The organism is Arcobacter sp. CECT 8983 (assembly GCF_004118855.1).
Taxonomy (GTDB): domain Bacteria; phylum Campylobacterota; class Campylobacteria; order Campylobacterales; family Arcobacteraceae; genus Halarcobacter.
Map to the genome: position 1 here is coordinate 521,507 of NZ_PDKF01000008.1, position 25,540 is coordinate 547,046.

Annotated in this window: 27 protein-coding genes; 16 read left to right on the forward strand and 11 right to left on the reverse strand. The window is 29.0% G+C overall.

Going from position 1 to position 25,540, the window contains the following annotated elements; all coding sequences use genetic code 11:
• Window positions 1–8 precede the first annotated feature (8 nt).
• The 6 genes from soxB to CRV01_RS11620 all read left to right on the forward strand — a co-directional run bounded on the left by soxB (window position 9) and on the right by CRV01_RS11620 (window position 5,626).
• Window positions 9–1,784, forward strand: a complete 1,776-nt coding sequence (soxB, locus tag CRV01_RS11595; RefSeq protein WP_129008375.1) for a thiosulfohydrolase SoxB — start codon at window positions 9–11, stop codon at window positions 1,782–1,784.
• 98 nt (window positions 1,785–1,882) lie between these two features.
• Window positions 1,883–2,683 (forward strand): thioredoxin family protein, encoded by an 801-nt coding sequence (locus CRV01_RS11600; protein WP_129008376.1) that lies wholly within the window; start codon window positions 1,883–1,885, stop codon window positions 2,681–2,683.
• Between the two features lie 4 nt (window positions 2,684–2,687).
• Complete coding sequence (locus CRV01_RS11605; RefSeq protein ID WP_129008377.1) at window positions 2,688–3,128, forward strand: MOSC domain-containing protein; 441 nt, start codon at window positions 2,688–2,690, stop codon at window positions 3,126–3,128.
• A 9-nt stretch (window positions 3,129–3,137) separates the two neighbouring features.
• Window positions 3,138–3,578, forward strand: coding sequence for a DsrE family protein (locus tag CRV01_RS11610; RefSeq protein WP_129008378.1), 441 nt, complete (start codon window positions 3,138–3,140; stop codon window positions 3,576–3,578).
• A 21-nt stretch (window positions 3,579–3,599) separates the two neighbouring features.
• Window positions 3,600–4,391: an alpha/beta hydrolase gene (locus CRV01_RS11615; RefSeq protein ID WP_129008379.1), complete on the forward strand. Its 792-nt coding sequence runs from the start codon at window positions 3,600–3,602 to the stop codon at window positions 4,389–4,391.
• Between the two features lie 74 nt (window positions 4,392–4,465).
• The gene (locus tag CRV01_RS11620; RefSeq protein ID WP_129008380.1) at window positions 4,466–5,626 is read left to right on the forward strand and encodes an HD-GYP domain-containing protein; all 1,161 of its coding nucleotides are present in this window, start codon (window positions 4,466–4,468) and stop codon (window positions 5,624–5,626) included.
• Window positions 5,627–5,646: 20 nt separating this feature from the next.
• Here CRV01_RS11620 and CRV01_RS11625 read toward each other — a convergent pair whose 3' ends face one another.
• Window positions 5,647–6,327 (reverse strand): rhodanese-like domain-containing protein, encoded by a 681-nt coding sequence (locus tag CRV01_RS11625; protein ID WP_129008381.1) that lies wholly within the window; start codon window positions 6,325–6,327, stop codon window positions 5,647–5,649.
• Between the two features lie 132 nt (window positions 6,328–6,459).
• Here CRV01_RS11625 and CRV01_RS11630 point away from each other — a divergent pair, with 132 nt between their 5' ends.
• The 6 genes from CRV01_RS11630 to CRV01_RS11655 all read left to right on the forward strand — a co-directional run bounded on the left by CRV01_RS11630 (window position 6,460) and on the right by CRV01_RS11655 (window position 12,091).
• Window positions 6,460–7,353 (forward strand): DMT family transporter, encoded by an 894-nt coding sequence (locus CRV01_RS11630; protein WP_129008382.1) that lies wholly within the window; start codon window positions 6,460–6,462, stop codon window positions 7,351–7,353.
• Window positions 7,354–7,567: 214 nt separating this feature from the next.
• Window positions 7,568–8,695 (forward strand): branched-chain amino acid ABC transporter substrate-binding protein, encoded by a 1,128-nt coding sequence (locus tag CRV01_RS11635; protein WP_129008383.1) that lies wholly within the window; start codon window positions 7,568–7,570, stop codon window positions 8,693–8,695.
• A 16-nt stretch (window positions 8,696–8,711) separates the two neighbouring features.
• The gene (locus CRV01_RS11640) at window positions 8,712–9,614 is read left to right on the forward strand and encodes a branched-chain amino acid ABC transporter permease (RefSeq protein WP_129008384.1); all 903 of its coding nucleotides are present in this window, start codon (window positions 8,712–8,714) and stop codon (window positions 9,612–9,614) included.
• A complete protein-coding gene (locus CRV01_RS11645; RefSeq protein WP_129008385.1) occupies window positions 9,614–10,588 on the forward strand; it encodes a branched-chain amino acid ABC transporter permease in 975 nt (324 codons plus the stop codon). Before CRV01_RS11640 ends, CRV01_RS11645 begins: the two co-directional genes overlap by 1 nt.
• Window positions 10,588–11,379 (forward strand): ABC transporter ATP-binding protein, encoded by a 792-nt coding sequence (locus CRV01_RS11650; protein ID WP_129008386.1) that lies wholly within the window; start codon window positions 10,588–10,590, stop codon window positions 11,377–11,379. Before CRV01_RS11645 ends, CRV01_RS11650 begins: the two co-directional genes overlap by 1 nt.
• On the forward strand, window positions 11,369–12,091 hold the full coding sequence (locus tag CRV01_RS11655) for an ABC transporter ATP-binding protein (protein WP_129008387.1): 723 nt from the start codon (window positions 11,369–11,371) through the stop codon (window positions 12,089–12,091). Before CRV01_RS11650 ends, CRV01_RS11655 begins: the two co-directional genes overlap by 11 nt.
• A gap of 111 nt (window positions 12,092–12,202) precedes the next feature.
• Here the strand turns inward: CRV01_RS11655 and CRV01_RS11660 are convergent, their stop codons facing one another.
• The 3 genes from CRV01_RS11660 to CRV01_RS11670 form a co-directional block, all read right to left on the reverse strand.
• Window positions 12,203–13,051, reverse strand: a complete 849-nt coding sequence (locus CRV01_RS11660; protein ID WP_129008388.1) for a universal stress protein — start codon at window positions 13,049–13,051, stop codon at window positions 12,203–12,205.
• A gap of 69 nt (window positions 13,052–13,120) precedes the next feature.
• Complete coding sequence (locus tag CRV01_RS11665) at window positions 13,121–13,789, reverse strand: hypothetical protein (protein ID WP_129008389.1); 669 nt, start codon at window positions 13,787–13,789, stop codon at window positions 13,121–13,123.
• Window positions 13,782–14,006: a hypothetical protein gene (locus tag CRV01_RS11670; protein WP_129008390.1), complete on the reverse strand. Its 225-nt coding sequence runs from the start codon at window positions 14,004–14,006 to the stop codon at window positions 13,782–13,784. The genes CRV01_RS11665 and CRV01_RS11670 overlap by 8 nt, the downstream gene beginning before the upstream one ends.
• Before the next feature lie 238 nt (window positions 14,007–14,244).
• Here CRV01_RS11670 and CRV01_RS11675 point away from each other — a divergent pair, with 238 nt between their 5' ends.
• Window positions 14,245–17,820: a bifunctional proline dehydrogenase/L-glutamate gamma-semialdehyde dehydrogenase gene (locus CRV01_RS11675; RefSeq protein ID WP_129008391.1), complete on the forward strand. Its 3,576-nt coding sequence runs from the start codon at window positions 14,245–14,247 to the stop codon at window positions 17,818–17,820.
• Window positions 17,821–17,843: 23 nt separating this feature from the next.
• On the opposite strand, the gene CRV01_RS13870 is transcribed toward CRV01_RS11675, so the two are convergent.
• From CRV01_RS13870 to CRV01_RS11695, 4 genes are all read right to left on the reverse strand, one after another.
• The gene (locus tag CRV01_RS13870) at window positions 17,844–18,776 is read right to left on the reverse strand and encodes an alpha-L-glutamate ligase-like protein (protein WP_129008392.1); all 933 of its coding nucleotides are present in this window, start codon (window positions 18,774–18,776) and stop codon (window positions 17,844–17,846) included.
• Entirely contained in the window at window positions 18,777–20,312 is a 1,536-nt protein-coding gene (locus CRV01_RS13875) for an inactive transglutaminase family protein (protein ID WP_129008393.1), read from the reverse strand.
• A gap of 9 nt (window positions 20,313–20,321) precedes the next feature.
• Window positions 20,322–20,954: an ATP-dependent zinc protease gene (locus CRV01_RS11690; RefSeq protein ID WP_129008394.1), complete on the reverse strand. Its 633-nt coding sequence runs from the start codon at window positions 20,952–20,954 to the stop codon at window positions 20,322–20,324.
• 106 nt (window positions 20,955–21,060) lie between these two features.
• A complete protein-coding gene (locus CRV01_RS11695; RefSeq protein ID WP_129008395.1) occupies window positions 21,061–21,255 on the reverse strand; it encodes a hypothetical protein in 195 nt (64 codons plus the stop codon).
• Window positions 21,256–21,369: 114 nt separating this feature from the next.
• Between CRV01_RS11695 and CRV01_RS11700 the strand changes: the two genes are divergently transcribed.
• The 3 genes from CRV01_RS11700 (at window position 21,370) to CRV01_RS11710 (ending at window position 23,177) form a co-directional block, all read left to right on the forward strand.
• A complete protein-coding gene (locus tag CRV01_RS11700) occupies window positions 21,370–22,128 on the forward strand; it encodes an ATP-binding protein (protein ID WP_129008396.1) in 759 nt (252 codons plus the stop codon).
• 3 nt (window positions 22,129–22,131) lie between these two features.
• The gene (locus CRV01_RS11705) at window positions 22,132–22,626 is read left to right on the forward strand and encodes a DUF523 domain-containing protein (protein WP_129008397.1); all 495 of its coding nucleotides are present in this window, start codon (window positions 22,132–22,134) and stop codon (window positions 22,624–22,626) included.
• A 71-nt stretch (window positions 22,627–22,697) separates the two neighbouring features.
• Window positions 22,698–23,177, forward strand: a complete 480-nt coding sequence (locus CRV01_RS11710) for an acyloxyacyl hydrolase (protein WP_164970057.1) — start codon at window positions 22,698–22,700, stop codon at window positions 23,175–23,177.
• Window positions 23,178–23,196: 19 nt separating this feature from the next.
• Here CRV01_RS11710 and CRV01_RS11715 read toward each other — a convergent pair whose 3' ends face one another.
• The 3 genes from CRV01_RS11715 to CRV01_RS11725 all read right to left on the reverse strand — a co-directional run bounded on the left by CRV01_RS11715 (window position 23,197) and on the right by CRV01_RS11725 (window position 25,533).
• A complete protein-coding gene (locus CRV01_RS11715) occupies window positions 23,197–23,436 on the reverse strand; it encodes a hypothetical protein (RefSeq protein ID WP_129008399.1) in 240 nt (79 codons plus the stop codon).
• 10 nt (window positions 23,437–23,446) lie between these two features.
• Window positions 23,447–23,926, reverse strand: a complete 480-nt coding sequence (locus CRV01_RS11720; protein ID WP_129008400.1) for a putative metalloprotease CJM1_0395 family protein — start codon at window positions 23,924–23,926, stop codon at window positions 23,447–23,449.
• Window positions 23,927–23,988: 62 nt separating this feature from the next.
• The gene (locus CRV01_RS11725; RefSeq protein ID WP_129008401.1) at window positions 23,989–25,533 is read right to left on the reverse strand and encodes a SulP family inorganic anion transporter; all 1,545 of its coding nucleotides are present in this window, start codon (window positions 25,531–25,533) and stop codon (window positions 23,989–23,991) included.
• Between the last annotated feature and the right edge of the window lie 7 nt (window positions 25,534–25,540).

The following is a 25,540-nucleotide window of genomic DNA, read 5'->3' on the forward strand; positions in this document are numbered from 1 at the left end:
ATTTATAAATGAGTAAATTAAGTAGAAGAGAGTTTGTTTATATGATGGCAGTACTTGGTACTGCTCCTGTTTTTGCAAATTCTCATACAAGAATGACAAATACAAATAAAATGGAAGACTACTATAAGTTAAAGCCATTTGGTAATGCAAGATTTATGCATATGACTGACTCTCATGCACAGTTACTTCCTGTATATTTTAGAGAACCAAGTGTTAACTTAGGTTTTTATAGTAATTATGGAAAACCTCCTCATATTGTTGGAGAAAAGTTTTTAGATTATTATGGAATTAAAGATAATAAAAGATTAACTTACGCATTAACTTGTGTTGATTTTGAGAAACATGCAAAAGTAATGGGTAGAACAGGTGGTTTTGCTCAAATTAAAACTGTAGTTGATTTTTTAAGAAAAAGTTTTGGCGAAGATAAAACTTTATTACTAGATGGTGGAGATACTTGGCAAGGTAGTGCAACTGCTCTATATACTAGGGGTAAAGATATGGTTGGTGCTATGAACTTATTAGGTGTTGATGTTGCTGTTGGACACTGGGAATTTACATATAAAGCACAAGAAGTTTTAGATAATATAAAATTGTTAGATGCTGAATTCTTAGCACAAAACGTTAAAGTAAAAGAAGATGCATTATTCAATGAAACTGAAATTGCACAACAAGCTTATAGTGAAGATACAGGTCATGCATTTAAACCATATACTATTAAGAAAATGGGTAATGCAAGAGTAGCAGTTATAGGTCAAGCTTTCCCTTATACTACTATTGCAAATCCACAAAGATTTATTCCTGATTGGTCATTCTCTATTAATGATGAAGGAATGCAAGAATTAGTTGATGAAGTAAGAGAAACTGAAAAACCAGATGCTGTAATTGTTCTTTCTCACAATGGTTATGATACTGATAAAAAAATGGCAGAAGTTGTTACTGGTATTGATTTTATTATGGGTGGACATACTCATGATGGTGTACCTGAAGCATATCCTGTTAAAAATGAAGAGGGTGTTACATATGTTTGTAATGCTGGTTCAAATGGTAAATTTTTAAATGTTCTTGATTTAGATATACAAAATGGAAAAATCAAAGATTTTAAGTTTACTTTATTACCTATCTTCTCTGATTTAATTCCTGAAGATAAACAAATGAAAAAATATATTGAAGATGTAAGAGCTCCTTATAAAAAAGATTTAAATAGAGTAATTGCAACTACTGAACAAACACTGTTTAGAAGAGGTAACTTCAATGGTTCTTGGGACCAAATTATTTGTGATGCTTTAATGGATGTAAAAGGTGCTGATATCTCTTTATCACCTGGATTTAGATGGGGTACCTCTGTAATTCCAGGTCAAGACATTACTTTTGATGATTTAATGACTCAAACAGCCATGACTTATCCAGAAACATATGCAAGAGATATTTCAGGTAAAGATATTAAGCTTATTTTAGAAGATGTTGCAGATAACTTATTCAATGAAGATCCATTCTATCAACAAGGTGGAGATATGGTAAGAACAGGTGGAATTTCTTATAGAATTAATCCAACTGCTAAAATCGGGGAAAGAATTTCTGATATCACACTTACTAAAAATGGTCATAAACTTGAAGCAAATAAATCTTATAAAGTTGCAGGTTGGTCAACTGTTGGTTCTAAATCACCAGGTGAACCAGTATGGGAAACTGTAGAGACATATTTACAAAATGTTAAGCATATTGCTAATTTAAAAATAGATACTCCAGATATCGTTGGTATAAAAGGTAATCCTGGAATTGTTTAATAGTTTCAAAATGATAAAACATAAAGGAATACTCCTTTATGTTTTTGATTTATAAAGTATTTAAAAAAGTATTTTATAAATCAAAAGAAGGATAAAAAATGATTAAAAAGGCCTTTATAGTTATATTTGCCTGTTTTATATCTACAAGTTTATTTGCAGATTTTAAAGAGGGTAAAAAACTTTTTGAACAAAAATGTGCCCAATGTCATAAAGGATATATTTCATTTAAAAAACTAAAAGAAAATTTTTATGAGAGAAATAACCAATTATTAAATTTAGAGATACCTACAGAAAATATGCTTGCTTGGGCTATTATAGACAGTAGTAGAAAAATTGGTGATCCAAATGACGAAGAAATGAGGCTAATAGAAATTGAAGAGTATTTAAAAAACTATTTAGCAAACCCAGATACAAATAATAGTATTTGTGATCAAGCAGCCTTAAAGTATTATAAGAAGAAAGAACCACTTAAAATAACAGAAGAAGAAGCTGAACTTTTAGCTGAATATTTTATGGGATATAAAGAAGATAGACTTAAAAATATGCCAGAAGCAAATAAAGTTTTAAGCTCAAACTATGATGAAAAAGAGATTTTAAAAGAAGCACAAAATAAAGGAAAACATATAATTGTTTATGCTACTTCAAAAACATGCTATTTTTGTAAAAAAATGGAAAAAGATGTTTTAAGTAAACAAGATGTTAAAGATATAATGGCAGAAGATTATATTTTTTTAAAAGTTGATGTAGATTATGTAAAACTACCTTTTGGGCTAAAAAAACACTTTAAAGGAATGACGCCTACATTTTTTGTTTTAACTTCAGGAGGAGAGTTATTAAATACTTATCCAGGAGCTTGGGTTAAGAATGATTATTTACAAATTTTAAAAGAGAATTTATAATTTCATGGTTATAGGTAAAGTATTAGGTACTTTTAGTGCTAAAGAAGGTGATAGTGGACTTCCTAGACCAAAGGTTGATAGTTTAAAACTATTTGAAGGTTTTGGAATAGAAGAAGACAAATTTGCTGGAAAAAACTTAGAGAAAACAGTAATGATAGTAGGACAATATAGTTATGATATTTCATCAAAAGAAGGTATTATTATTGAAGTAGGTAGTTTAGGAGAAAATATTTTATTAGATTTTAACCCGCATGATTATAAGGTTGGAACAAAGTTTAAAATTGGTGAAGCAGTTATAAAAATAACTGAAAATTGTACCATTTGTAATCATTTATCAGTATTTGGTAAAAAACTACCATTTATTGTTAAAGATTGTAGAGGTATTTATTGTACTATAGTAAATAGTGGAGTTATAAAAAAAGATGACTCTGTAGAGTTAATATAAAGGATATATATGAAAAAAATTTTTATTTTGATGTTTGTAACTACTTTGTTTTTATTTGGAAAATCAGAGTTTAGTGAACCACATCCAACATTTGATGAACCAAGAAAAGTCGCAATTCAACTTTATGATTCAAATTTAGACAAAGTCAACCATAACCTTAGTACTATTTATAATATTTTAAAAGAGTATCCAGCAGAATCTTTAAAAGTAGTAGTTATTGCTTATGGAAATGGCGTAAGAGCTTTAAAAAAAGATTATGATGCAGCGACTCTTAAAAGAATTAAGTCTTTAGTAGAATATGATGTAGAGTTTATTGTTTGTAAAAATACAATGGAAACAATGAAATGGACAGAAGATGATTTTATTGATGATGCTTCATTCGTACAAGCAGGAATTGTAGAGCTTATAGAGAGACAAGTTGATGGCTATATTGGAATTATAGCTTACTAAATTTTGTATAAAGGAGTTAACATGTTAAAGAAAATTTTTACGTCAAGTTTTTTGTTATTAGTATTAAGTACTTTTGTTTATGGTTCTACTGTTACAAAAGAACAATGTGAAGCAAAAAATGGAAGTTTTATATATGCAGGAAATGAATGTATAGAATATAAAGCTTATGGTAGTGAAGACAGTGAGACTATTACTGTTATTGTTCATGGAACTTGGGATTTAGGTACAAATACATTAGGAAGATATGGTCCTTTTGCCGAAACAATGAATATGATAACTGATTTAACAACAATTGCAGTTGCTCTTCCTGGTTATTCAGATTCATCAACAAACAATTTAAAGCCTTTAGCTAGTAAAGAAGTTAAAAACTTAGCTGCAAAAAAGGAGTATGTTGAATTTTTAGGTTCTTTAATTGAAGCTTTAAAAAAGAAATATAACGCTCAAAATGTAAATTTTATTGGTCATAGTGCTGGGGCAATGATGGGTGCAACTTTAATTGGTTTAAAACCTGATTTAATTCAAAATATTGCTTTAGCAGGTGGAAGATATGATATTCATAAAGAAAGTGATGAAAAAGACTTAATCTCAATGATTGATGTTTTAGATAATATTAGTAAAGATACTAAAATTCTATTTATTTATGGTACAGAAGATAAAATCTCAAAACCAGAAGTTACTACAAGTTTTTATGAAATAGCTAAAGAAAAAGGTTTAAACGCAAAATTAGTAAAAGTGCAGGGCTCAGCTCATATAGATTTAGATATGACAGATACTGCTACAGAAGCAACTGTAGAAATGTTTGAAGGGGAGTAATTACTCCTTTTCAAAAACTTACTTCAATACTTTCTCTAACACCACAATATAATCAACAAACTTTAGGAACATTTATGGATAAAAAAAGACAAATGAATTTTAATTTAAATAACTTTTTATTGTTATTATCAAATGCACTTGATGAAGTTGAAGCAAGATACTTCAATACAAGTAAAAATCACTCTAAAAGAGTTGCTTACTTAAGTTTAAAGTTTGCCTTAGAATTTAATTATAAGCAAGATGCTTTATTTGATATTTGTGCATACTCTTTAATGCATAATATTGCTTTATCACAAGAACAAGAAGATAAAGAGAAGTTTTGTAACTTGGCAAATGAATATGCAATGAGACTTCCCTTTGATTTTAAAGAACAAGAAGATGTTTTAAAATATCAATATGAAAGTTTTGATGGAAGTGGACCATTCAATCTAAAGGAGTATGATATTCCCTTATTCTCACAGTTTATTTACTTTGCAAATAATATAGATACAAAATTTGATTTAAGTAAGACTTTAATAGAAAACAGAACAAAAATACTTGCTTATATAAAAGAAAATGAAAATATACTATTTTCAAGTGATTTAGTTGAGTGCTTTGAAGAGTTTGCTCAAAATCAAAGTTTTTGGCTTGATTTACAAAATGAAAATGAATTGCTTACTTTTATTTTTTCTACACTTCATGATAAAACTATAGTTTTAGATTTTGAAGAACTTTTAGAGATTAGTTCTATTTTTACATTACTTACAAATGAAGACCTAAATATTATAGAAAATGCTTCTAAAGTTGCGCAGTTTTACAATTTTGAACACAAAGATAAACAAACATTTATGATAGCAGCTTCTTTATGTAATATTGGAAAACTATACATAGATGAAAATATATTAAATAAAGAAAATACTTTAACAAAGAATGAATATGAAAAAGTAAAAGCATATCCATATTATACAAAGAAGATTTTATCAAATATAATAGGCTTTAATGATATTTGTTCATATGCATTTAAAGTACAAGAACAAATAGATTCAAAGGGCTATCCTTTCAATTTAGAGGCAAAAGATTTAAGCTTAAAAGATAGATGTTTAAGTTTAACAAATATTTATACTTCTTTAAGAAGTAATAAGTCATATAGAAAAGCTTATTCTAAAAATGAAGCTTTTAATATTTTAGAAGAGATGGCAAAAGAAAAGAGAGTAGATATTACTATAGTAAATGATTTTAAAGAGATTTTTAAATAGTAAATCAAATTAATGATTTACTATTCTGAAGTGGTAGTTAGGTTTAACATTTTCCAAGAATACATTCCACCTCTATACCAAGATATTTTATCTTGAGGATAACCTAATTTTATAAGATTCTCAATTGCAAGTGTTGATTGAGGACACCAAGCTCCATTACAAAATAAAACTAATTCTTTGGCCTTTGAAAAATCATATTTTCCTTTTGAAACTTCTTTTACTCCAATCATATCTAACACATCATAGAAGTCATCAGGATATTTATCTTTGTTAAAGTATGGAAAAGGAATATTTTCAGCAGTTGGAATACTCATTTGTAAAAACCAAGCAGGAAGTCTTGCATCAATTAGTAACATATCATCTCTATTTTGAGATTTCTTAATAAAGTTAATAACTTCAATTTCACCTATTGTTTGGATTTCATCTGTTATTTTTATAGGTGTGATTTTCCCTACAGTTGTAATAAACTTTTTAACACATTTTGAAGATAAGCCTTCTTTAGCATAGTTTCCTGACCAAATATTAATAGGATCTGCCCCATTTATATTTCTACACTCTTCATCATGTATTCTTTTTATGTTGTAAGTTTTATCATTAAACTTTACCTCTACACCATCACCTCTAAGATTTAACTCACTTGCACTTAAAGATAAACATAGTACTGAAGTAGCTACGGCTATTTTTAGTATTTTGCTAAACATATCAACTCCTTTGTAGTTATTAGTAAATTTTATAATAATTCCATATATTTAAACTTAAAAATTTTAAATAATAATTCCTTTAACAAAGGCTAAGTAAATATAACGTTACGTGTGGTACAATTGGGAAAAAATATGGAGAATACAATTAAATCTCAATCACAAGCATACAAATTTGCACTAATTGCAGTATTTCTTTGGTCAACTGTAGCTACAGCATTTAAGTACTCATTACAATATTTATCACCAGAAGAGTTAGTATTACTTTCTTCTTTAACTTCATTAGTTGCATTATTTTTTGTACTAATAGTAAATAAGAAATTAAATCAAGTAGTACCATATATAAAAAAGAATATAAAATTAGTATTTATTTTAGGGTTTATTAACCCTTTTTTATATTATCTTGTTTTATTTAAAGCATACGATTATTTACCAGCCCAAGAAGCACAGGCTATTAATTATACTTGGGCTTTAATGTTAGCATTTCTTTCTGTTCCATTTTTAAAACAAAAACTTACATTAAATGATATCGTTGCAGGTATTATATGTTATTTTGGTGTTTTAATAATCTCTACTAAAGGAGAACCTTTCTCTTTGAGTTTTTCAAATGTTGATGGAGTATTATTAGCTTTATTTAGTACTATTCTTTGGTCTTTATATTGGATATTTAATACTAGGTCAAAGGCGGAATCAACAGTAATGTTATTTTCAAACTTTTTAATTGCTACACCAATTATCATAATATACTTCTTTTTAACTCAACCTATTATTATTCCTAATTCAAATGGAATACTAGCAGCTATATATGTAGGTTTATTTGAAATGGGTATTACTTTTTTATTTTGGTTGAAAGCAATGCAGAGTGCTGAAAATACTTCAAAAATTGCAAATTTAATTTTTATTTCACCTTTTGTGTCTTTAATTTTTATATATTTTATTTTGAACGAAAAAATTTTTGTATCTACTTTAATAGGTCTTGCATTTATTATAATTGGATTACTAATTCAGCAAAAAAAAGTCAAAGAATAGCATTAAGATAGCATTTTATAGATTTTGTTACATATTGTATAAAAAGCAATCAGTTTTGTCTTGTATTTACAAAAATCTTAAGTTTCGATTTATATTTAATGTGAAATAATGAATAGTTTTAAAAAGTCATTACTTTTAGTACTACTAAAAAAACATTATAGGTTTTTTCTAGTTTTACTAGAAAAAAAGATTTAATTTAATGAAAGGGGATTAGATGAAATTAATTAAATTGGCTAGTGCTTTTGCACTAAGTGCAGCTGTTGCAACTTCAGTATTTGCAGCAGATACAGTTAAGATCGGTGTTCAAGCACCAATTACAGGAAAGTATGCAAATGAGGGGCAAGGTATTGATAACTTTGTTAGACTTATTGTAGATGAAAAGAATAAAGAAGGTGGACTACTTGGTAAAAAAATTGAGGTAGTTACTTGTGATGATGAAGCAAAAGCTCAAAAAGCAGCTGTTTGTGCTAAAAAACTAGCAAATGCAGGTGTTTTTGCGGTAATTGGTTCTTATACTTCAGGGGCAACAGAAGCTGCTCAAACTACATATTATAGAAATAAGATTCTTCAAACTTCAGATGGTACTTCTGATTCTTTAATCAAAAGAAAATATTGGACGTTCTTTAGAAACTCATTTCCAAACTCAGCTCAAGGTGAATTTACAGCAGACTATTTTGTAAATCAAAAGAAATATAAAAGAATTGCAATATTATCTGATTATTCTTCATATGCAGATGGTTTAGCAAATTCTGTGGAAGACTCAGTTAAAAAACTTGGTGGAAATGTTGCGTTTAGAGGAAAGATTAAATCTGGAACTCAAAACTTTACAGCTATCTTAACTAAGATTAAAGCGTTAAACCCAGATGTAATTTATTACTCAGGTTATTATACTGATGGTGGACTTCTAAGAGTTCAACAACAACAATTAGGAATTAAAGCTGATTTTGTTGGTGGTGACTCAAATGATAACCCAGACTTCTTAAAACTTGCAGGTGATGCTGCAGAGGGTGTTTATTTAGTAAATGTACCAACTCCAGATATCTTACCTTATGAAGCTGCTAAAAAATATTTAACAGCGTATGAAGCAAGATTTAATATGAAACCACCTTCAATTTGGGCAGTTGTTAACGCTGATGGATTAAGAGCAGTTATGGAAGGTGTTGAAAAAACAAACTCATTTGATACTAAAAAGATTTCTGAATATATTAGAAATGATATGAAAGATTTCCCAGGTATCACTGGACCATTTAATATTAGAGAAGATGGTGAAAGAGTTGGAGCATCTTTAATGGTTTATCAAATTCAAGAAGATGGAAGCTACAAAGTATCGTTCAATAAATAATAAGTGAGTTTAATAAATGGATATTTTTCTTCAACAGTTAATCAATGGTTTAACTATAGGAAGTTTATATGCATTAGTTGCTTTAGGTTATACGATGGTTTACGGTGTGATGAAGTTAATCAACTTCGCACACGGTGACCTTGTTGCCTTTTCAGCTTATGTAGGACTTACTATATTTACGCAGTTTTTTGGTGCAAGTGCAGTTTCTTTTGTTAATGTAATTATTATTTTCTTATTAACTGCTATTATTATTGCTTTTGTGGGTGTTCTTCTTGAGCGTCTCGCATACAGACCTTTAAGAACGGCACCAAGGCTTAGTGCAGTTGTTTCAGCACTTGGTGCAGCTTTAGTTATTCAAAATGGAATAATGCTTATTTGGGGACCAAATATGCAAATTTTCCCATCAGATATATTACCTAGTACAACTTGGAATATTTCAGGGGTAATTATGACATTTACACAAGTTTGTATTTTAGTTCTTTCAGCTGTTTTAATGATTGCTTTATACTTCTTTATTAATAAAACAAAGATTGGTACAGCAATTCGTGCTACAGCAATTGATCAAGATGCAGCAAAATTAATGGGTATTAATGTAAATAGAATTATTATGATTATTTTTGTAGTTGGTTCTATGCTTGGTGCTATTGGTGGTCTGTTCATTGGTATTTATTATAGATCATTAACATTCGATATGGGATGGGTTTATGGTTTAAATGCATTTATTGCAGCTATTATTGGTGGAATTGGTTCAATTCCAGGAGCTATGATTGGTGGATTATTACTTGGATTATTTAATGCTTTAATCGCAGGTTATATTTCAACACAATGGGCTGAGACACTTACTTTTGTTCTTTTAATTATTATTTTAATTGTTAGACCAACAGGTATTCTTGGTGAAAAAACAGCGGAGAAAGTATAATGAATAAAACTACTTTAATTGCTACTATATTTATTTTAGTTATGGCTGTTTTCCCATTTACTGTTGATTCAGCTTGGCTTAGTATTGGTATTACATTTTTAGTATTTGCTACAGTTGCTTTTTCTCAAGATATTATTCTTGGAAGAGCAGGGGTATTTAATATGGGACATGCCATTTTCTTTGGTATTGGAGCATATACAACAGCAATCTTAAATGTACATTTTGGTTTAGAAATAATTGCAACTATTCCATTTGCAATTATTTTCCCAGTTATTGTTGCAGTTGTTTTAGCAGGTCCAATTATTCACTTAAGAGGGGATTATTTACTTGTTGCAACAATTGGATTTAACATCATCTTTGAACAGGTTTTATCAAATGATTTATTTGGTTTAACAGGTGGTCCAAATGGTATTTTTGGAATCGATGTTGTAAGAATCTTTGGATATGAATTATTCTCTGATAAAGCTATTTATTATATGGCATTTGGTCTATTATTAATTACATTATTAATAATTAGAAATCTAGATAATTCAAGATATGGTAGAGCTTTATATTATATAAATAAAGATGAGATTGCTGCAAAGTCTATGGGGATTAATATTCCATATTACAAACTATTTGCCTTTGCTTTAGGTGCAGCTATTGCAGGTGTTGCTGGTTCTATATTTGCAATTCAGTATTCAGCTGTAAGTCCAGAGTCATTCTCATTTATGCAATCTGTTATGTTCTTTGCTATTGTACTTGTTGGTGGTTCAGCATCACTTCCAGGTGTAATTATTGGTACATTTGTAATGTTTGTATTACCTGAACTATTTACAGAGTTTAAAGAATCTAGATATTTAATATTTGGTGCAGCAATGGTTCTTACTATGGTTCTTAGACCAAATGGTGTATGGCCAGCAACTTTTGGAAACATTCCAAAATACTTAAAAGAAAAAGCACTAAAAGTAAAACCAAAAGGAGAAACTAAATAATGAAATATGTACTAGAAATAGATAACGTATCAAAGTTTTTCCATGGTCTTATTGCAATTGATGATTTAACTATTAAAGTAAAGCCTGGTCAAATTTATGGAATTATTGGTCCTAATGGAGCAGGTAAAACTACACTTTTTAACTGTGTTACTGGTATTTATACTCCTGAAAAAGGAACTATTAAATATAAAGGTGAAGATATTACAGGAATGCAACCTCATAAAATTGCCCAAAGGGGAGTTTTAAGAACATTCCAAAATATTAGATTATTTAAAGAAATGAGTGTAGCTGAAAATATTATGGCGGGATATCATACTAAATCAAAACAGAAATGGTATCACGGTATTATCCATACTCCTTTTTATAAAAAAGATGAGAAAGAAGCTTGGGAAAAAGTTGAAGAGTTAATGGACTTTTTTAATTTAACTCATTTAGCAAACAATGCAACTGGTGATTTATCATATGGTAATCAAAGAAAAGTGGAAATGGCAAGAGCATTAGCTGCAAAACCTGAACTTCTTATTTTAGATGAACCAGCAGCTGGTCTTAATGAAAATGAAACAATTGAATTAACAGGAATTATAAGAAAAATATCTGAAATGGATATTGGTATTATGATGATTGAACATGATATGGAAATGGTTATGAATTTAACTGATTATATCACTGTTATTAACTTTGGAAAAGAAATTTCTCAAGGTGAGCCTAATTTTGTACAAAATGATCCAAGAGTTGTAGAAGCATATATTGGTTCTGATGATGACGAGGAGGAAGAACAAGATGACAAATAATGAGATTTTATTAGATATTAAAGACCTTCACGTTTCATACGGAGCAATTTCTGCAATTAAAGGAATTAATATCCAAGTAAGACGTGGTGAAGTTGTAACAATTTTAGGGGCAAATGGTGCTGGTAAAACTACAACATTAAGAACAGTTTCTGGATTACTGAAAGCTAAAAGTGGTAGTATCATTTTTGATAAAAATGATATTACTGGAACTCCTGCTCATGATATTGTAACTTTAGGAATGTCTCATTCTCCAGAGGGAAGAAGAGTTTTTGGTACACTTACAGTTGAAGAAAACTTAATGATGGGTGCATATACTCTTAAAGACCATGATAAAGAGACTTTAGAATGGATTTATGATATTTTACCAAGATTAAAAGAGAGAAGAAAACAACTTGCTGGTACTTTATCAGGTGGTGAGCAACAAATGCTTGCAATAGGACGTGCTATCATGTCAAAGCCAAAACTTTTAATACTTGATGAACCATCACTTGGACTTGCTCCGATTTTAATTAAGGCAATTTTTAAAGCAGTAAAAGAGATTGCACAAAGTGGTGTAACTGTTTTATTAGTAGAACAAAATGCAAAGGCTGCATTGAAATTAGCTGATAGAGCTTATGTTTTAGAAGTTGGGCATATTACCCATGAAGGAACGTCAGAAGAGTTATTAAACTCAGAAAAAATCCAAGAAGCTTATCTTGGTAAAAAACATTAAGAAGAAATCAAATATTTCTTCTTTTGTAAACTATTACTAAAAAAGGGAAAGCTTGATTGCTTTCCCTTTTTTTATGATTTTAATTTGAGTTTTGAAATCACTAAATGGGGATTAATGTGCCATAAAAATTGGTAAACCAGAATGTTCTAAAATATATTTAGTTGTACCACCTAACATTAATTCTTTCAATCCTCTATGTCCAAATGCACCTGCAACAATCAAATCATAATTACCTTCTATTGCATGATGAAGTAGTGCTTGTCCAGGTATTTTAGTTGTTTCTATTTCTTCGTATGTTATTTCAATGCCATGAACTCTTAAATAAGATTGTATTTTCTTTATATCATCTATTGTTGAAATATACTCTTTTGAATATATAAGATGGATTTCTTTTGCCTTTTTAAGAAGAGGAATTGCATGACCAAGAGCTTTTGAAGCTTGAGGAGAATTATTCCATCCAATTAGTATTTTATCTGTATTAAATGAAGTCATTTCCCTTGGAAACATTAACACAGGCTTACCACTTTTTGTAACTGTTGCTTCAAAAGTAGCAGTTATTCTTCCATCATGGGGAGATGCCGTAATAACTAAGTCACAATATTTTGATTCTTGTTCAATTATTTGGCTTCTATATCCCTCTCCAATTATAACTTCAGCTGTAGCTGTATTTTCGATAGCTTTTTTAGAAAGTTTATTTCCTATTTTCTTCGCTTCTTCTTTAAAAATATTTTCCGTTTCAATTAAATCTTCACTTAATCTTCTTGATGCAATTGCATTTAATTCACTTAATACATTTGCAGGTATTTCACTATCCATTTTTAAAATTTTACTTGGTTTAGCTTGTGATTTTAGTATTTCTAAATGACAATTAAAATATTTGCCAATCAATAGTGCTCCATGGATTCTCTCTCTTAACTCTTCTCCCCCGCCAATTGGAAAGAATATTTTTCTGTACTCCATTTTGTATTCCTTTTATAAAATAATTGATAATAATAACTAAAGTATAATTAACTAAGTATATAAACTTAATTATTTAAAAAATGGTTCAATAATATAACAACTCATTGACCACTCTTCATCATCATCTGTTTTGTGAATTTCTCCACCTTTAAAAGTTGCTTTTAAATTATCATATTGTGCAACAACTTTATCAAATTTTTTGATTATTTCTGGAATTCTTTTATCAAGTTTTTTTCTAGCATCTTTTGTTATATCTGAATAGAAAGTAAATACTCCATAATCTAAAGTCGATTCTTTATAGTCTTCATCTCTTTGAATCATTTTACAGATTCTATCAATCTCATCTAGATACTCTTTTTTAGTATTTATTACGTTGTTTTTAACAGAGATAATTACCCTTGAAATAGAATCATTATGATTACTGTGAGGAATTCTTTCATCTAAAGTTATACTAAAAGTTCCTTCTGTTAAATCTCTTTTTGTCATAAAGTTAGGATACTCATTTCTATCAGGAAGTGAACATCTTAAAATATCAGTAACAGTTGCACTAATAAATATTTCTGGTGTATACTCTTCAATCTTTGCAATCTCTTGAGCTATATGAATTGTTACAATTTTGTGAGGACCATAAGAGAGACTTAATCTATCATTTGTCCAAAATAAAAAATTATTCTTAGCATTTACAATTCCATTTAAAATAGCATTTACTACTTTTTCTTGTTTTGGAAAATTATTCATAATAATTTTCCTCAACTTCTTCTATAATGCCACTTTCATATAAAATATTTTCAATAAGTCTATTTTTTGATACATTAATTTTTTCAGAAAGAATAACTAAGGCATCATCAAGTTTAGAATCAATTTTTATTGTTAATTGTGTAATCTCTTTTTTATTTTTTAAACTTTTATCTATTACATTTCTTATAATTTGTCTATCATATTTTTGTTTAGCCAAAAAATAACCCTTTAAAATTTATTTACTAATATTACTTTGATTTCTTTTAAAACTCCTTGAAGTAATGCTATTTATATTTTATAGAACAGTTTTACACAATGCTATAAAATAGACAGTTAAAGATAAAAAAAAGAAAAATTTTAAGTTTAAATTAAGTTTTTATGTGTGATAATTTTTGAAAGGTACTACTTTTTGTATTACTTAATAAAATTTATGCTTTTAAATATAAGGATATGGGATGAGAGAAGAAAAAGAGATTATTGAATCAGCAGTTAAACTGGCTGAAAAATGGCAAAGAAGAGCTACAGAATTAGTTAGCGATTATGACAGAGAGTTCTACAAGAAAATGAACAAAATGTTGGAACATCCAAAAGATAAAGCTTTATTAATTGAATTAATGGATCAATGCTTTAGATGTGAGTCAAATGATAGAATAGCAAATCAAATCATTTTTTTACTTGAAAAACATGGAATGGCACATTTCTTTACAACAAAAGATAGAATGCTTTTATGGTTATTCCAAAATGTAGGTAAATTTTTACCAAATCTTTCTGTACCAATGTTTGTAGATCAAATTAGAGATGATACAAAAACAGTTGTTTTAAAAGGTGAAGCAGAACCATTTAATAAACATCTTAAAATGAGAAGAGAAGAGGGTACAAGAGTAAATATAAATTTAATTGGTGAAGTAGTTTTAGGAGAAGAAGAAGCAGAAGAAAGAATTGAAAAATATTTAAAAGCTTTAGAAAATCCAAATATTGACTATATTTCTATTAAAATTTCTACTATTTATTCTCAAATAAGTGCTTTAGATTTTGAGCATACTGTTGAAGTATTAGTTGAAAAATTAAGTAAAATTTATGCACAAGCAAAAAAATATCCTTATATTGCTCCTGATGGAACAAAATCAAATAAATTTATAAATCTTGATATGGAAGAGTATAGAGATTTAGAGATTACAGTTGAAGTATTTAAAAGAACATTAGCAAAAGAAGAGTTTAAAGATTTCTATGCAGGAATTGTACTTCAAGCATATTTACCTGATTCATTTAATGTACAAAAAGATTTATGCCAATGGGCTAGAAAAAGAGTAGAAAACGGTGGAAGCCCTATTAAGTTTAGACTTGTTAAGGGTGCAAATATGGAAATGGAAGAAACAGAAGCATCTCAAAAACACTGGGAAATGGTAACTTATACTGATAAAAGTGATACTGACTCAAACTATAAAAGAATGATAAGATATGCATTAAAACCAGAAAATGCTCCATATATGCATGTAGGAACAGGTTCTCACAACTTATTTGAACTTGCATTTGCTACACAACTAGCAGAAGAAAATGAAACTTCAAAATACCATACAATTGAAATGTTAGAAGGTATGAGTGAATCTGCAAGACTAGCAATTAGAGAGATTTCTAAAAATGCAATTTTATATGGTCCAACAGCTTCTAAAGAGCAATTCACAAATGCAATTGCATATTTAGTAAGAAGATTAGATGAGAATACAGGTCCTAATAACTTTATTAGATACTCATTTGGTTTAGAAGTTGGAACAAAAGATTGGAAAGCACAAGAAGCCTTATTTAGAAAATCTTTTGAAAATGAAAAAACTTCTTTTGTTGGTGCAAAAAGACAACAAAATAGATTAACTGAAAAATGGGATGATTTTGCTAACTCTTCATATGATACTGGAAGTTATCATGCAGAAGCTGATACAGACTTTGTATTACCAGCAAACCAAGAGTGGGCAAGAGGTATTGTAGAAAAATGGAAATTCTCAAAAGATACTGAACATAAAATTGCTCCAGTTGTAGTTGCAGGTGAAGATTTAGTAGGTGATAGAAAAGTAGTAGATGCTATTGATAAATCTCAATTAAAAGAGGGTGTTTTAGCAGGAAGATTTGCTAATGCAACAGCTGAAGATTTACAAAAAGCAGTAGAAGTAGCACATGCTGATGTTGATGGTTGGAGAAGTAAGACTAATAGACAAAGACATGAAATCTTAAAACAAGCAGCTATAAAGGTGCGTGAAAGAAGAGATGACCTAATTGGTGTTGCAGCAGCTGAAGTTGGTAAAGTATTTACTGAAACTGATGTAGAGGTTTCAGAAGCAGTTGACTTTATTGAGTTCTATTCTCATTCAGCTGATTATTGGGAAAAATATCAAAATATTGAATTTAGTGGAAAAGGTGTAGGTGTAGTAGTACCGCCTTGGAACTTCCCTGTTGCTATTCCTTTAGGTGGAGTTGCATCAGCATTGTCAGCTGGAAATACAGTAATTATAAAACCTGCTTCTGTTGCAGCATTAACTGCATATGAAATGTGCAAATGTTTCTGGGATGCAGGTATTTCTAAAAACACTTTACAATTTGTTCCTTGTCCAGGTGCATTAGCAGGTGAGCATTTAATTTCAAATAAAAAAGTTGATTTTGTAATTTTAACTGGTGGTGAAGATACTGCTCAAAAAATGCTTGATACTAGACCAGATTTATTATTAACAGCAGAAACTGGTGGTAAAGATGCAACAATTGTTACTAATATGGCAGATAGAGACCAAGCAGTTAAAAATGTTTGTCTAAGTGCATTTAATAATTCAGGTCAAAAATGTTCAGCTACATCTTTATTAGTTCTTGAAGAAGAAGTTTATAATGATGCATCATTTAGAAAAGCTTTAGTTGATACTGCTAGGTCTATGAGTGTTGGTTCTGTTTGGGATTTTAAAAATAGAATTGGTACTTTAGCTAACCCAGTTGGTGGAGCACTTAAAAAAGCAATTTCAGAACTTGAAGATGGTGAAGAGTGGGCATTAGAACCTTCTTATGCTGATGACAATGAGTTTATGTTAAAACCTGCAATTAAATGGGGAGTAAAAGAAGGAAACTTTATTCATAAAACAGAACTTTTTGGTCCAGTTTTAGCAGTAGTGAAAGCAAAAGATTTAAAACATGCAATTGAAATTGTAAACTCTACAGGTTATGGATTAACTTCAGGAATTGAATCTTTAGATGAAAGAGAAGTTGAATACTGGAAAGCAAATCTAAAAGCTGGTAACTTATATGTAAATAGAGGAACAACTGGTGCAATCGTTCTAAGACAACCATTCGGTGGAATGGGTAAATCTGCAATTGGTGCTGGTAGAAAAGTAGGTATTTATAATTATATTACTCAATTTGTTGATTTTAAAGAGACTTCTACTCCTGAAGTATCTAAAAAATACTCTACAGATCTAACTAGATTTATTGAGTCTTGTAAAGCAAATACTGAAGATAAAAATGATATTGATAAGCTTTCAGTTGCTTTACAATCATATTATGAAAACTATGAAAATGAATTTTCTAAAGAGAAAGATTATTGTAAAGTAAGAGGTGAAGATAATCACTTTAGATATATTCCTTTAGATAATGTAATTATTAGAGTTAGTGATGATGATACTATTTTTGAAGTTGTTTCGAGAATTCTTGCGGCAAGAGTGTCTAAGGTTCATTTTAAAGTATCAATTGATAAAAATGAAAAAGTTAAAAAATTCTTAGAAGACTCATATGCAAAACTATTTACTTCAAGGGATAACTTAGTTGTTCAAGATGAAGAAAAGTTCAAAAAAGAGATTTCTAAATATGATAGAGTAATCTATTCAGATATTGCAAAAGTATCTGAAGAAGTATTTAAAGAAGCATCTAAATCAACAACTTTCATTGTAAGAGGTAAACCTATGATGGAAGGTAGATTAGAACTTCTAAACTACTTTAAAGAGCAATCTGTTTCACATTCTTATCATAGATATGGAAATATTGGAGCAAGAGAATTAGAAAACTAAGAAGAAGAGATTTTCTCTTCTTCTTAGAAGTTTTCCTTTGAAAAAGTAATTTTTTCTTCTAAAGTCTTATTGTCTTTTAAACTATCAATTAAATTAAATCTCTTCAAAGCACCAACATCATTTGCTATTTGTATTGCTAATCCTGGTCTGGCATTTAATTCTAAGACTAAAGGTCCTAGGTTCTTATCAATAACTATATCAGCACCTAAATAACCCATATTTGTCATTTCATAACACCTTGCAGATAAATGAAGTATTTGATCCCAAAATGGAACCACTAACTCTTTTAAATCTTTATTTGTGTCAGGATGGAATTTAATTGGTCTATCAAATTGAACAGCATTTAAAGCTTTTCCTGTTCTAATATCAATACCAACTCCAACCGCACCTTGATGAAGGTTTGCTTTACCATCACTATTTGATGTTGATAATCTCATCATAGATAAAGTGGGAAAACCTTTATATACAATTACTCTTACGTCTGGAACACCTTCATAGCTAAAACCATCAAAGGCATCATCAAAGTCTACTAGTTTTTCAAAAACAGCAACATCATTTTTGCCACCTAAAGAATAAAGTCCACTTAAAATATTTGATATATGCCTTTTAACATCATTATAATCTAACACTTCTCCACTTGGTTTAATAAAGGTATTTTTCTCTTTTTTTACAATAACAAGAATACCCTTACCACCACTTCCTTGAGCAGGTTTTATAACAAAACTATTTTGCCCTTTAATATAGTCTTCAAAATGATTTATTTCCACTTGATATTGAATATGCCCAAGTAATTCAGGAACTGAAATACCATGTTTTTGGGCTAATTTTTTAGTCTTTAATTTATCATCAACTAAAGGAAAATTTTTTCTTTCATTGTGTCTTCCTATGTAGTTGATATTTCTATCATTCATACCTAAAATACCAAGTTTTTTTAGTTTAAATGGGTTAGCAAACATCTATTTTACCATTGATTTAAATCTATAAAGCTCGCTTAATCTATATCCACTATATCTTCCAAGTAGTATGATTAATCCAAGAACTGCTAATAAAACCTCTGGAAAGTTAAAAGTTATAAAACTTAAAACAGAGTTTGTCATTGCAAAGTAAGCTATAATTGCAACAATTAAAGAACCACTACCTTGTAAGAATACTTCTTTTGAACCATCTTCTTCCCAAATAATAGACATTCTTTCAATTGTCCAAGCTAAGATAATAATAGGAAAGAAGGTAATACTAGTAGCGTATTGTAGTTCTAACTTTTGAGATAAAATTGCAACAAATGCCATAATTCCTACAACAACTATTAATACAGAAGATATTCTAGCTACTAAAAGCAAGTTTAAATGGGAAAGATATGACCTTACTACTAATCCCATAGTTACAACTATTATAAATAGTATGATACCAGGTAATAAACTTGTCTCAATAAATGCCATAGATAATAAAATAGGCATAAATGTACCAGATGTCTTAAGTCCAACTATAACTCTCATTATAACAACTACTAAAGCCCCTAACGGAACTAAAAGTAATAGTTTAAAAGTATTTTGAGACTCATTTGGTAATGTAAATAAAGAAAAGTCTAAAAGAGTACTTGTATTTTGTTTTTTCAAGTCTTTTGATAAAGCAGCAGTTCTAGCAGGAACAATATTTTTTGTTACAGAGAATCTTACATCAGAGTTTTTTACTCCTTCTGCTTCTAATAAAAATTGCGAACCTCTTTGCCAAATAAAAATTTCACTATTATTTTCAATAAGTCCATTGTTTATATCAAACAGATACCATTTATTTTTATGAAAAACTTCTAGCATAGGAGTTAAAGCTACATTTCTTTGTTTGTCTTCTAAATATAAAGCACCAATAGTTCTAACTTTGTACTGCATTTTGTTTAATAGTTGAACTAAGGCATCTCTTTTATCTGTTGCTTTTTTCATATAATTGTTTTTTATCATTTTTGCAGCTTGTGAAGGCTGTACCAAATTAAACTCTTTTATTAATAAGGAAGTAAAAGTTACAGCATCAGAACTTTTATCATATATTTTATTTAATAAAGAGTTTGCTGCTTGAACCATTACAGAAGGTACTTCCATTTTTTCTAATTCAATTGGTTCTTCTTCAAGTTTAGCTTTATAGTATTTATCTTTGATAATATCTATTGAATAATAAATAACTTGGCTTCCTTCTATTTCCCTTTTAGACCAAATACCTTTATCTACAGTGTTCAGTTTTCTTTTTGTAAACCCATAATCAGCTGAACTTGATTCTTCATTTACTATAATTATTCCATCTTGTTTTTTTGGAAGAATCATAGATACCAATGCACTTTGGTTTTTTTTACTATCAAAAGTTATTTTAGCTTCAATATTCCAAATATTTGTTGTTTCTTCTTGAAATAAGGGGAAATTAAGTACTTTAATTTTATAGCTCATTAAAGCAATAGACGTAAGGATTAAAACTATAGAAAATAATAGTATTTGATTTCTTGATGTCATTTATACTCTTTATTTATTATTTGTAATTGGTTCTTGAGTATATTTTTTAGATACATCAACTAAAATTAGTCCATTTAAAAAGTTTTTACCAATAAGAACAGGGTATGAGAATTTACTTCTATTAGTTAATGTTACATCTATTAATTGACTACTTTTTGCAACATTTATTCTCATCTTTACAACATATCTCTTTTGATTTTTTGCTCCATGCCTTTTTATATAAACTGTTCTACTAATAGGTAAGGCTTTATCTATGGATTTACCTTCTTCATTTTCTAAAGAAAATTTAACCCATTTTTTACCATCTCTTTCAAAAGCTTTAATATTTGTAGCATGTAAAGAAGTAGTTGTTGCACCTGTATCAATTTTAGCTTTTAACTTTAATTTTTCAGAAGGTATATAAGCATATTCATAGTTACCTAAAATTATTTTAGAGTCTTTTTCTTTTGGTTCTTTTGTAATATAAACAGGGACCTTTTTTTCTTTATATACAATCTTTTCTTTTATTATGATTTTTTCTTTAGGCTTTTCTTTTTCAACTTTTTGTGGAACAATTTGTTCATTTTTATTTGTAGTTGAACAACCAATAAGCATAATAGTTAAGATTGAATAAAATAGGGTATTAAAAAAAAGTTTTTTCATTATTTAATCCTTTCAAATGTTTATGAAAAGCATGATTATAGTATAACTATCTAAAAAAATAGTAAAGAATTTAATTTAAGCTAAGGAAAATATGTAAGAAGATACTTTAGTATCTTCCATTATATTTCATAATTAAGATTTGTTCATAAAGCATATTACCAAAACCTTCAGGCAAATCTTCATGCTCTTTTTCTACTAGATTTATGATTTCTCTTATTTGGTCCTCTGTCATATTCTGTACAATAGGAATTATAGATTTTGCTATTGTGTCTTTAAACTCTTTTATTTCTTCTTGTGTCATTAAATTAGTCTTTCTAGTAAAATTAAAAAAGAAATTATAGTGTAATTATCTAAAAAAGCAGTTAATTTAGTTTTTTTTGTTATAATCGCGAAAAATATAGTTAGGAAAGAGATTTTGGTAAACTTAAGTAAGAAAATTTCAAGTTTAGTTGGAAGAACAAATGCAGAATATGGATTGATTCAAGAAGGTGATAGAGTATTAGTTGGTTTCTCTGGTGGGAAAGACTCTACAACTTTAATTCATGCATTAAATCACCTAAAAAGAGTTACACCTTTTAATTTTGAATTTAAAGCAGTAACAGTAACTTATGGAATGGGTGAGCAAGTACAGTTTTTAGCAGACCATTGTAAAGAGCATGGAATTGAGCATGAGATTATTGATACAGAAATCTTTGAATTATCAAAAGATAAAATTAGAAAAAACTCATCATTTTGTTCATTCTTCTCTAGAATGAGAAGAGGGTATTTATATTCTACTGCACAAGAGCAAGGTTACAATAAAGTAGCACTAGGTCATCATTTAGATGATGCAATGGAGTCATTTTTTATGAACTTTTTATACAATGGTGCATTAAGATCAATGCCACCTATTTATAAAGCAGAAAACGGTTTACAAGTTATTAGACCTTTAATTTTCTGTAGAGAGAGACAATTAAGAGCTTTTGCTCAAACAAATGAAATCTCAGTTATTGGAGATGAAGCTTGTCCTGCAATGAGATTTGATATTAAAATGCCTCATGCTAGACAATCAACAAAAGAACTTCTAGAAAAAATGGAAGAAGAAAATCCTCAAATGTTTGTTTCTATGAAAGCTGCATTCAAAAATATACAAACATCAACATTCTTTGATAAAGAATTATTGGATAGAGATTAATATATGAAGTTATTGGTCTCTTCTTGCCTTTTAGGCGAAGATGTTAGATATGATGGGGGAAACTCTTCTGTAGCATTTAATCCAAAGTTTTCTTTTTCTTCAAAAGAGCTTTTCATGGATATTTTATGTGACAATGAAGTTTACTCTTTGTGTCCTGAAGTTAAAGGTGGATTATCTACTCCAAGAGATCCTGCTGAGATTACAAGTTTAGAAAAACCTTTTAAAGTTGAAACTATAAACAAAGAAGATGTAACTATAAACTTTTTGCTTGGAGCTAAAAAGGCTTTAGAACTTTGCCAAGAAGAGGGTATTAAAGTTGCATTATTAAAATCAAAATCTCCATCATGTGGAAATACAAAGATTTATGATGGTACCTTTTCTAATAATTTAGTTGAAGGACAAGGATTAACTGCTAGATTATTAAGTGAAAATGAAATCACTGTTTTCAATGAAACTCAATTAAAAGAATTACAACAGTTTATAAAAACTAATAGTTAATTTATAAAATGTAATATTCACTCTAATTTAATTATAAATTATTTATAATGCATACTTTAAAAGGAGATAATATGAAAAAACTTATTTTAATTTTATTCTTATTCATAAGTAGTTTATATTCTTTTGATAAAGTTGCATTAGAGTATGGAACTTCTAATCATGATATTGATATTTATGGAATATCTGTAATTAAAGATATTAATTATGAAATTATAAAAGACACGAACTTGAGTTGGGAATTTACCTTGCAAGATGCAGAAGGTAAAAAAGATGATATGGTTATTCTAAGCACTCAACCAATGTTAAATCATTTTTTTAATGAAAAGATTTATTTTGAATTAGGTCTAGGTGTTGCTTATTTTTCTCAAAAACATTTAGATAATGAAGAATATGGTACACACTTTCAATTCAAAGAGAGTGCAGGTTTTGGTTATAAATTTACAGATACTTTTGATATAACTTTAAAATATACTCATTATTCTAATGCCAATATTAATAATAAAAATGCAGGTATTGATTTAATTGGAGCGAGATTAGTTTATAAGTTTTAAAACTTATAAACTGATTGTATTATGCCTTTAGATTAAGAAGTGTATCTGCAACAGCTTGTTGCATTTCAATACCTTTTGCACTTGCTTCATAAGCAATTATTTGAGGAATATTACCAGCAATAGCATCAATCATATCTGCTGTTACTTCCATATTTTCAGGATCACCTACTACTTGTGCAATAGTAGATAGTTTTTGAGCGGTATCATTTACTTGCATTTGTGCTGCTAACATTCCATTTAAATTATTATCAATTCTCATAGTTTACTCCTTAAGCATCTTCTTGAGATTGTAGTAACATTCTGTTTAAGTTTGCTGTTCTTGCAATTTGTGCATCAGCTGAACTTAATTCATTTGGTGCACTAGAAGCACTTTTCAACTCTTCTAATTTTGCATTTGCAGCTGCTTCATCTTCAGGAATTGAGGTATCAAGTCTTACTGAACCACCATTTGCATAAAGTTTTCCATCAGGTCCAACATGATAATTATATTGAATTGGTGCTGTTGTAGTGCCATTTGCAGCATGTGCTTGTTCGTGAGTTTTAACTTCGGCATCTAAATTCTTATATTTATCTAAAACTCTATCATAATCTTGTTTATCAAACTTTTCATTAGATGCATTACTTTTATCATACTCATCTGAAGCAGCTTTTTCTACTTCTCTTTTGTCAATATTTGCAAGCTCAGATCTTTTCTGAGCTAACTCTTGGTAAATTGATGCGGCTGATTGTGAATAAGCATTTAATTCCATGTTAAACCTTTTTATATTAAAACAATTTTATCTAATTGCTCATAAAAAGTAAAGTTATTAACTTAATAGTTAATAGCTACTTTATACTTAGGATCATCTTCTTCATAGGTACAAAATGGACCTGCATCCTTAAGAATTTTTTTACAATCTTCACTTAAGTGTCTAATAGTAAGTTTTTTACCTTTTTTGGCATACTTTTTGGTAATATTGTCAATTGCTTCAACTCCAGAAATATCCATAACTCTTGCATCTTTAAAATCAAGAATAATATTATCTGGGTCATGTTTTGTATCAAATAGTTCAAAGAAAGAAGTTGTAGAACCAAAAAATAAAGGTCCATCAAACTCATAAACTTTTGTATTGTCATCTTCTCTGTAAGTTCTACTTCGAACTTTTGAATGATTCCATGCAAATACAAGTGCAGAGATAATAATACCTGTAATAACAGCAATTGCTAAGTCAGCAAAAATAGTTATAACTGTTACAGCAACTAATACAAATTTATCTGAGTTTGGCATAAATCTAATTCTATTCCCACTTTCCCACTCAAATGTTCCAATTGAAACCATAAACATAATTCCTACTAAAACAGCAACTGGAATTAAAGCAATATAAGGACTTAATGCAACAACAAAAGAGATAAGTAAAATAGCAGCAGTGATACCTGAAAGTCTTCCCCAACCACCATTAGAGAAGTTAATAATAGATTGTCCAATCATAGCACAACCTGCCATACCACCAAAGAAACCACAAGTAATATTTCCTGCTCCTTGTGCAATACACTCTTGATTTCCACTTCCTCTTTTCCCACCCATTTCATCTAAAACTGAAAGAGTTAAAAGAGATTCAATTAATCCTACTAGTGCAACTAAAATAGAGTATGGAAGAACCATTAAAATTGAATTCATATCAATATGTAATGTAGGGAAAGCAAAAGATGGTAAATTTCCTGAAATATCAGCTAAATCACCAACTCTTTTTGTATCTAAGTCCATTCCAATAACAACTGCTGAAATAACTATGATAGCAACAAGTCCCGATGGAACTGCAGTTGATACTTTTGGAAAGAATTTAACAATAAACATTGTAAAAGCAACAAGTGCATACATAATCCAACTTTCACCTTCAAATAGTGGAAATTGTGCAAGTGCAATTACAATTGCAAGACCATTTACAAAACCATACATTGCTGGTTGTGGAACAAGTCTAATTAATTTACCAAGTTTAAAAACACCAATTAAAACTTGGAAAATACCTGCAAGAATAGTAGCTAATAAAATATACTGTAGAATATATGTAGATAATTCGTCATTTGCAGTAAGCTGTGCCATTAAATCTTCAGGAATAGCTTCTTTTACTTTAACTCCTAGTCCAACTAAAACAACTGCTATTGCACCTGTTGCCCCAGAAATCATTCCTGCTTTACCACCAACTAATGCAGTAATCAGTCCCAAAATAAATGCTGTATATAAACCAACCAAAGGTGATACCCCAGCAATAATTGAAAATGCAATAGCCTCTGGGACTAAGGCAATAGCAACAACTATTCCTGATAAAACATCACTTTTTATTGATTTACCAATTATTGTATCTTTGATATTCAACAAAATAAAA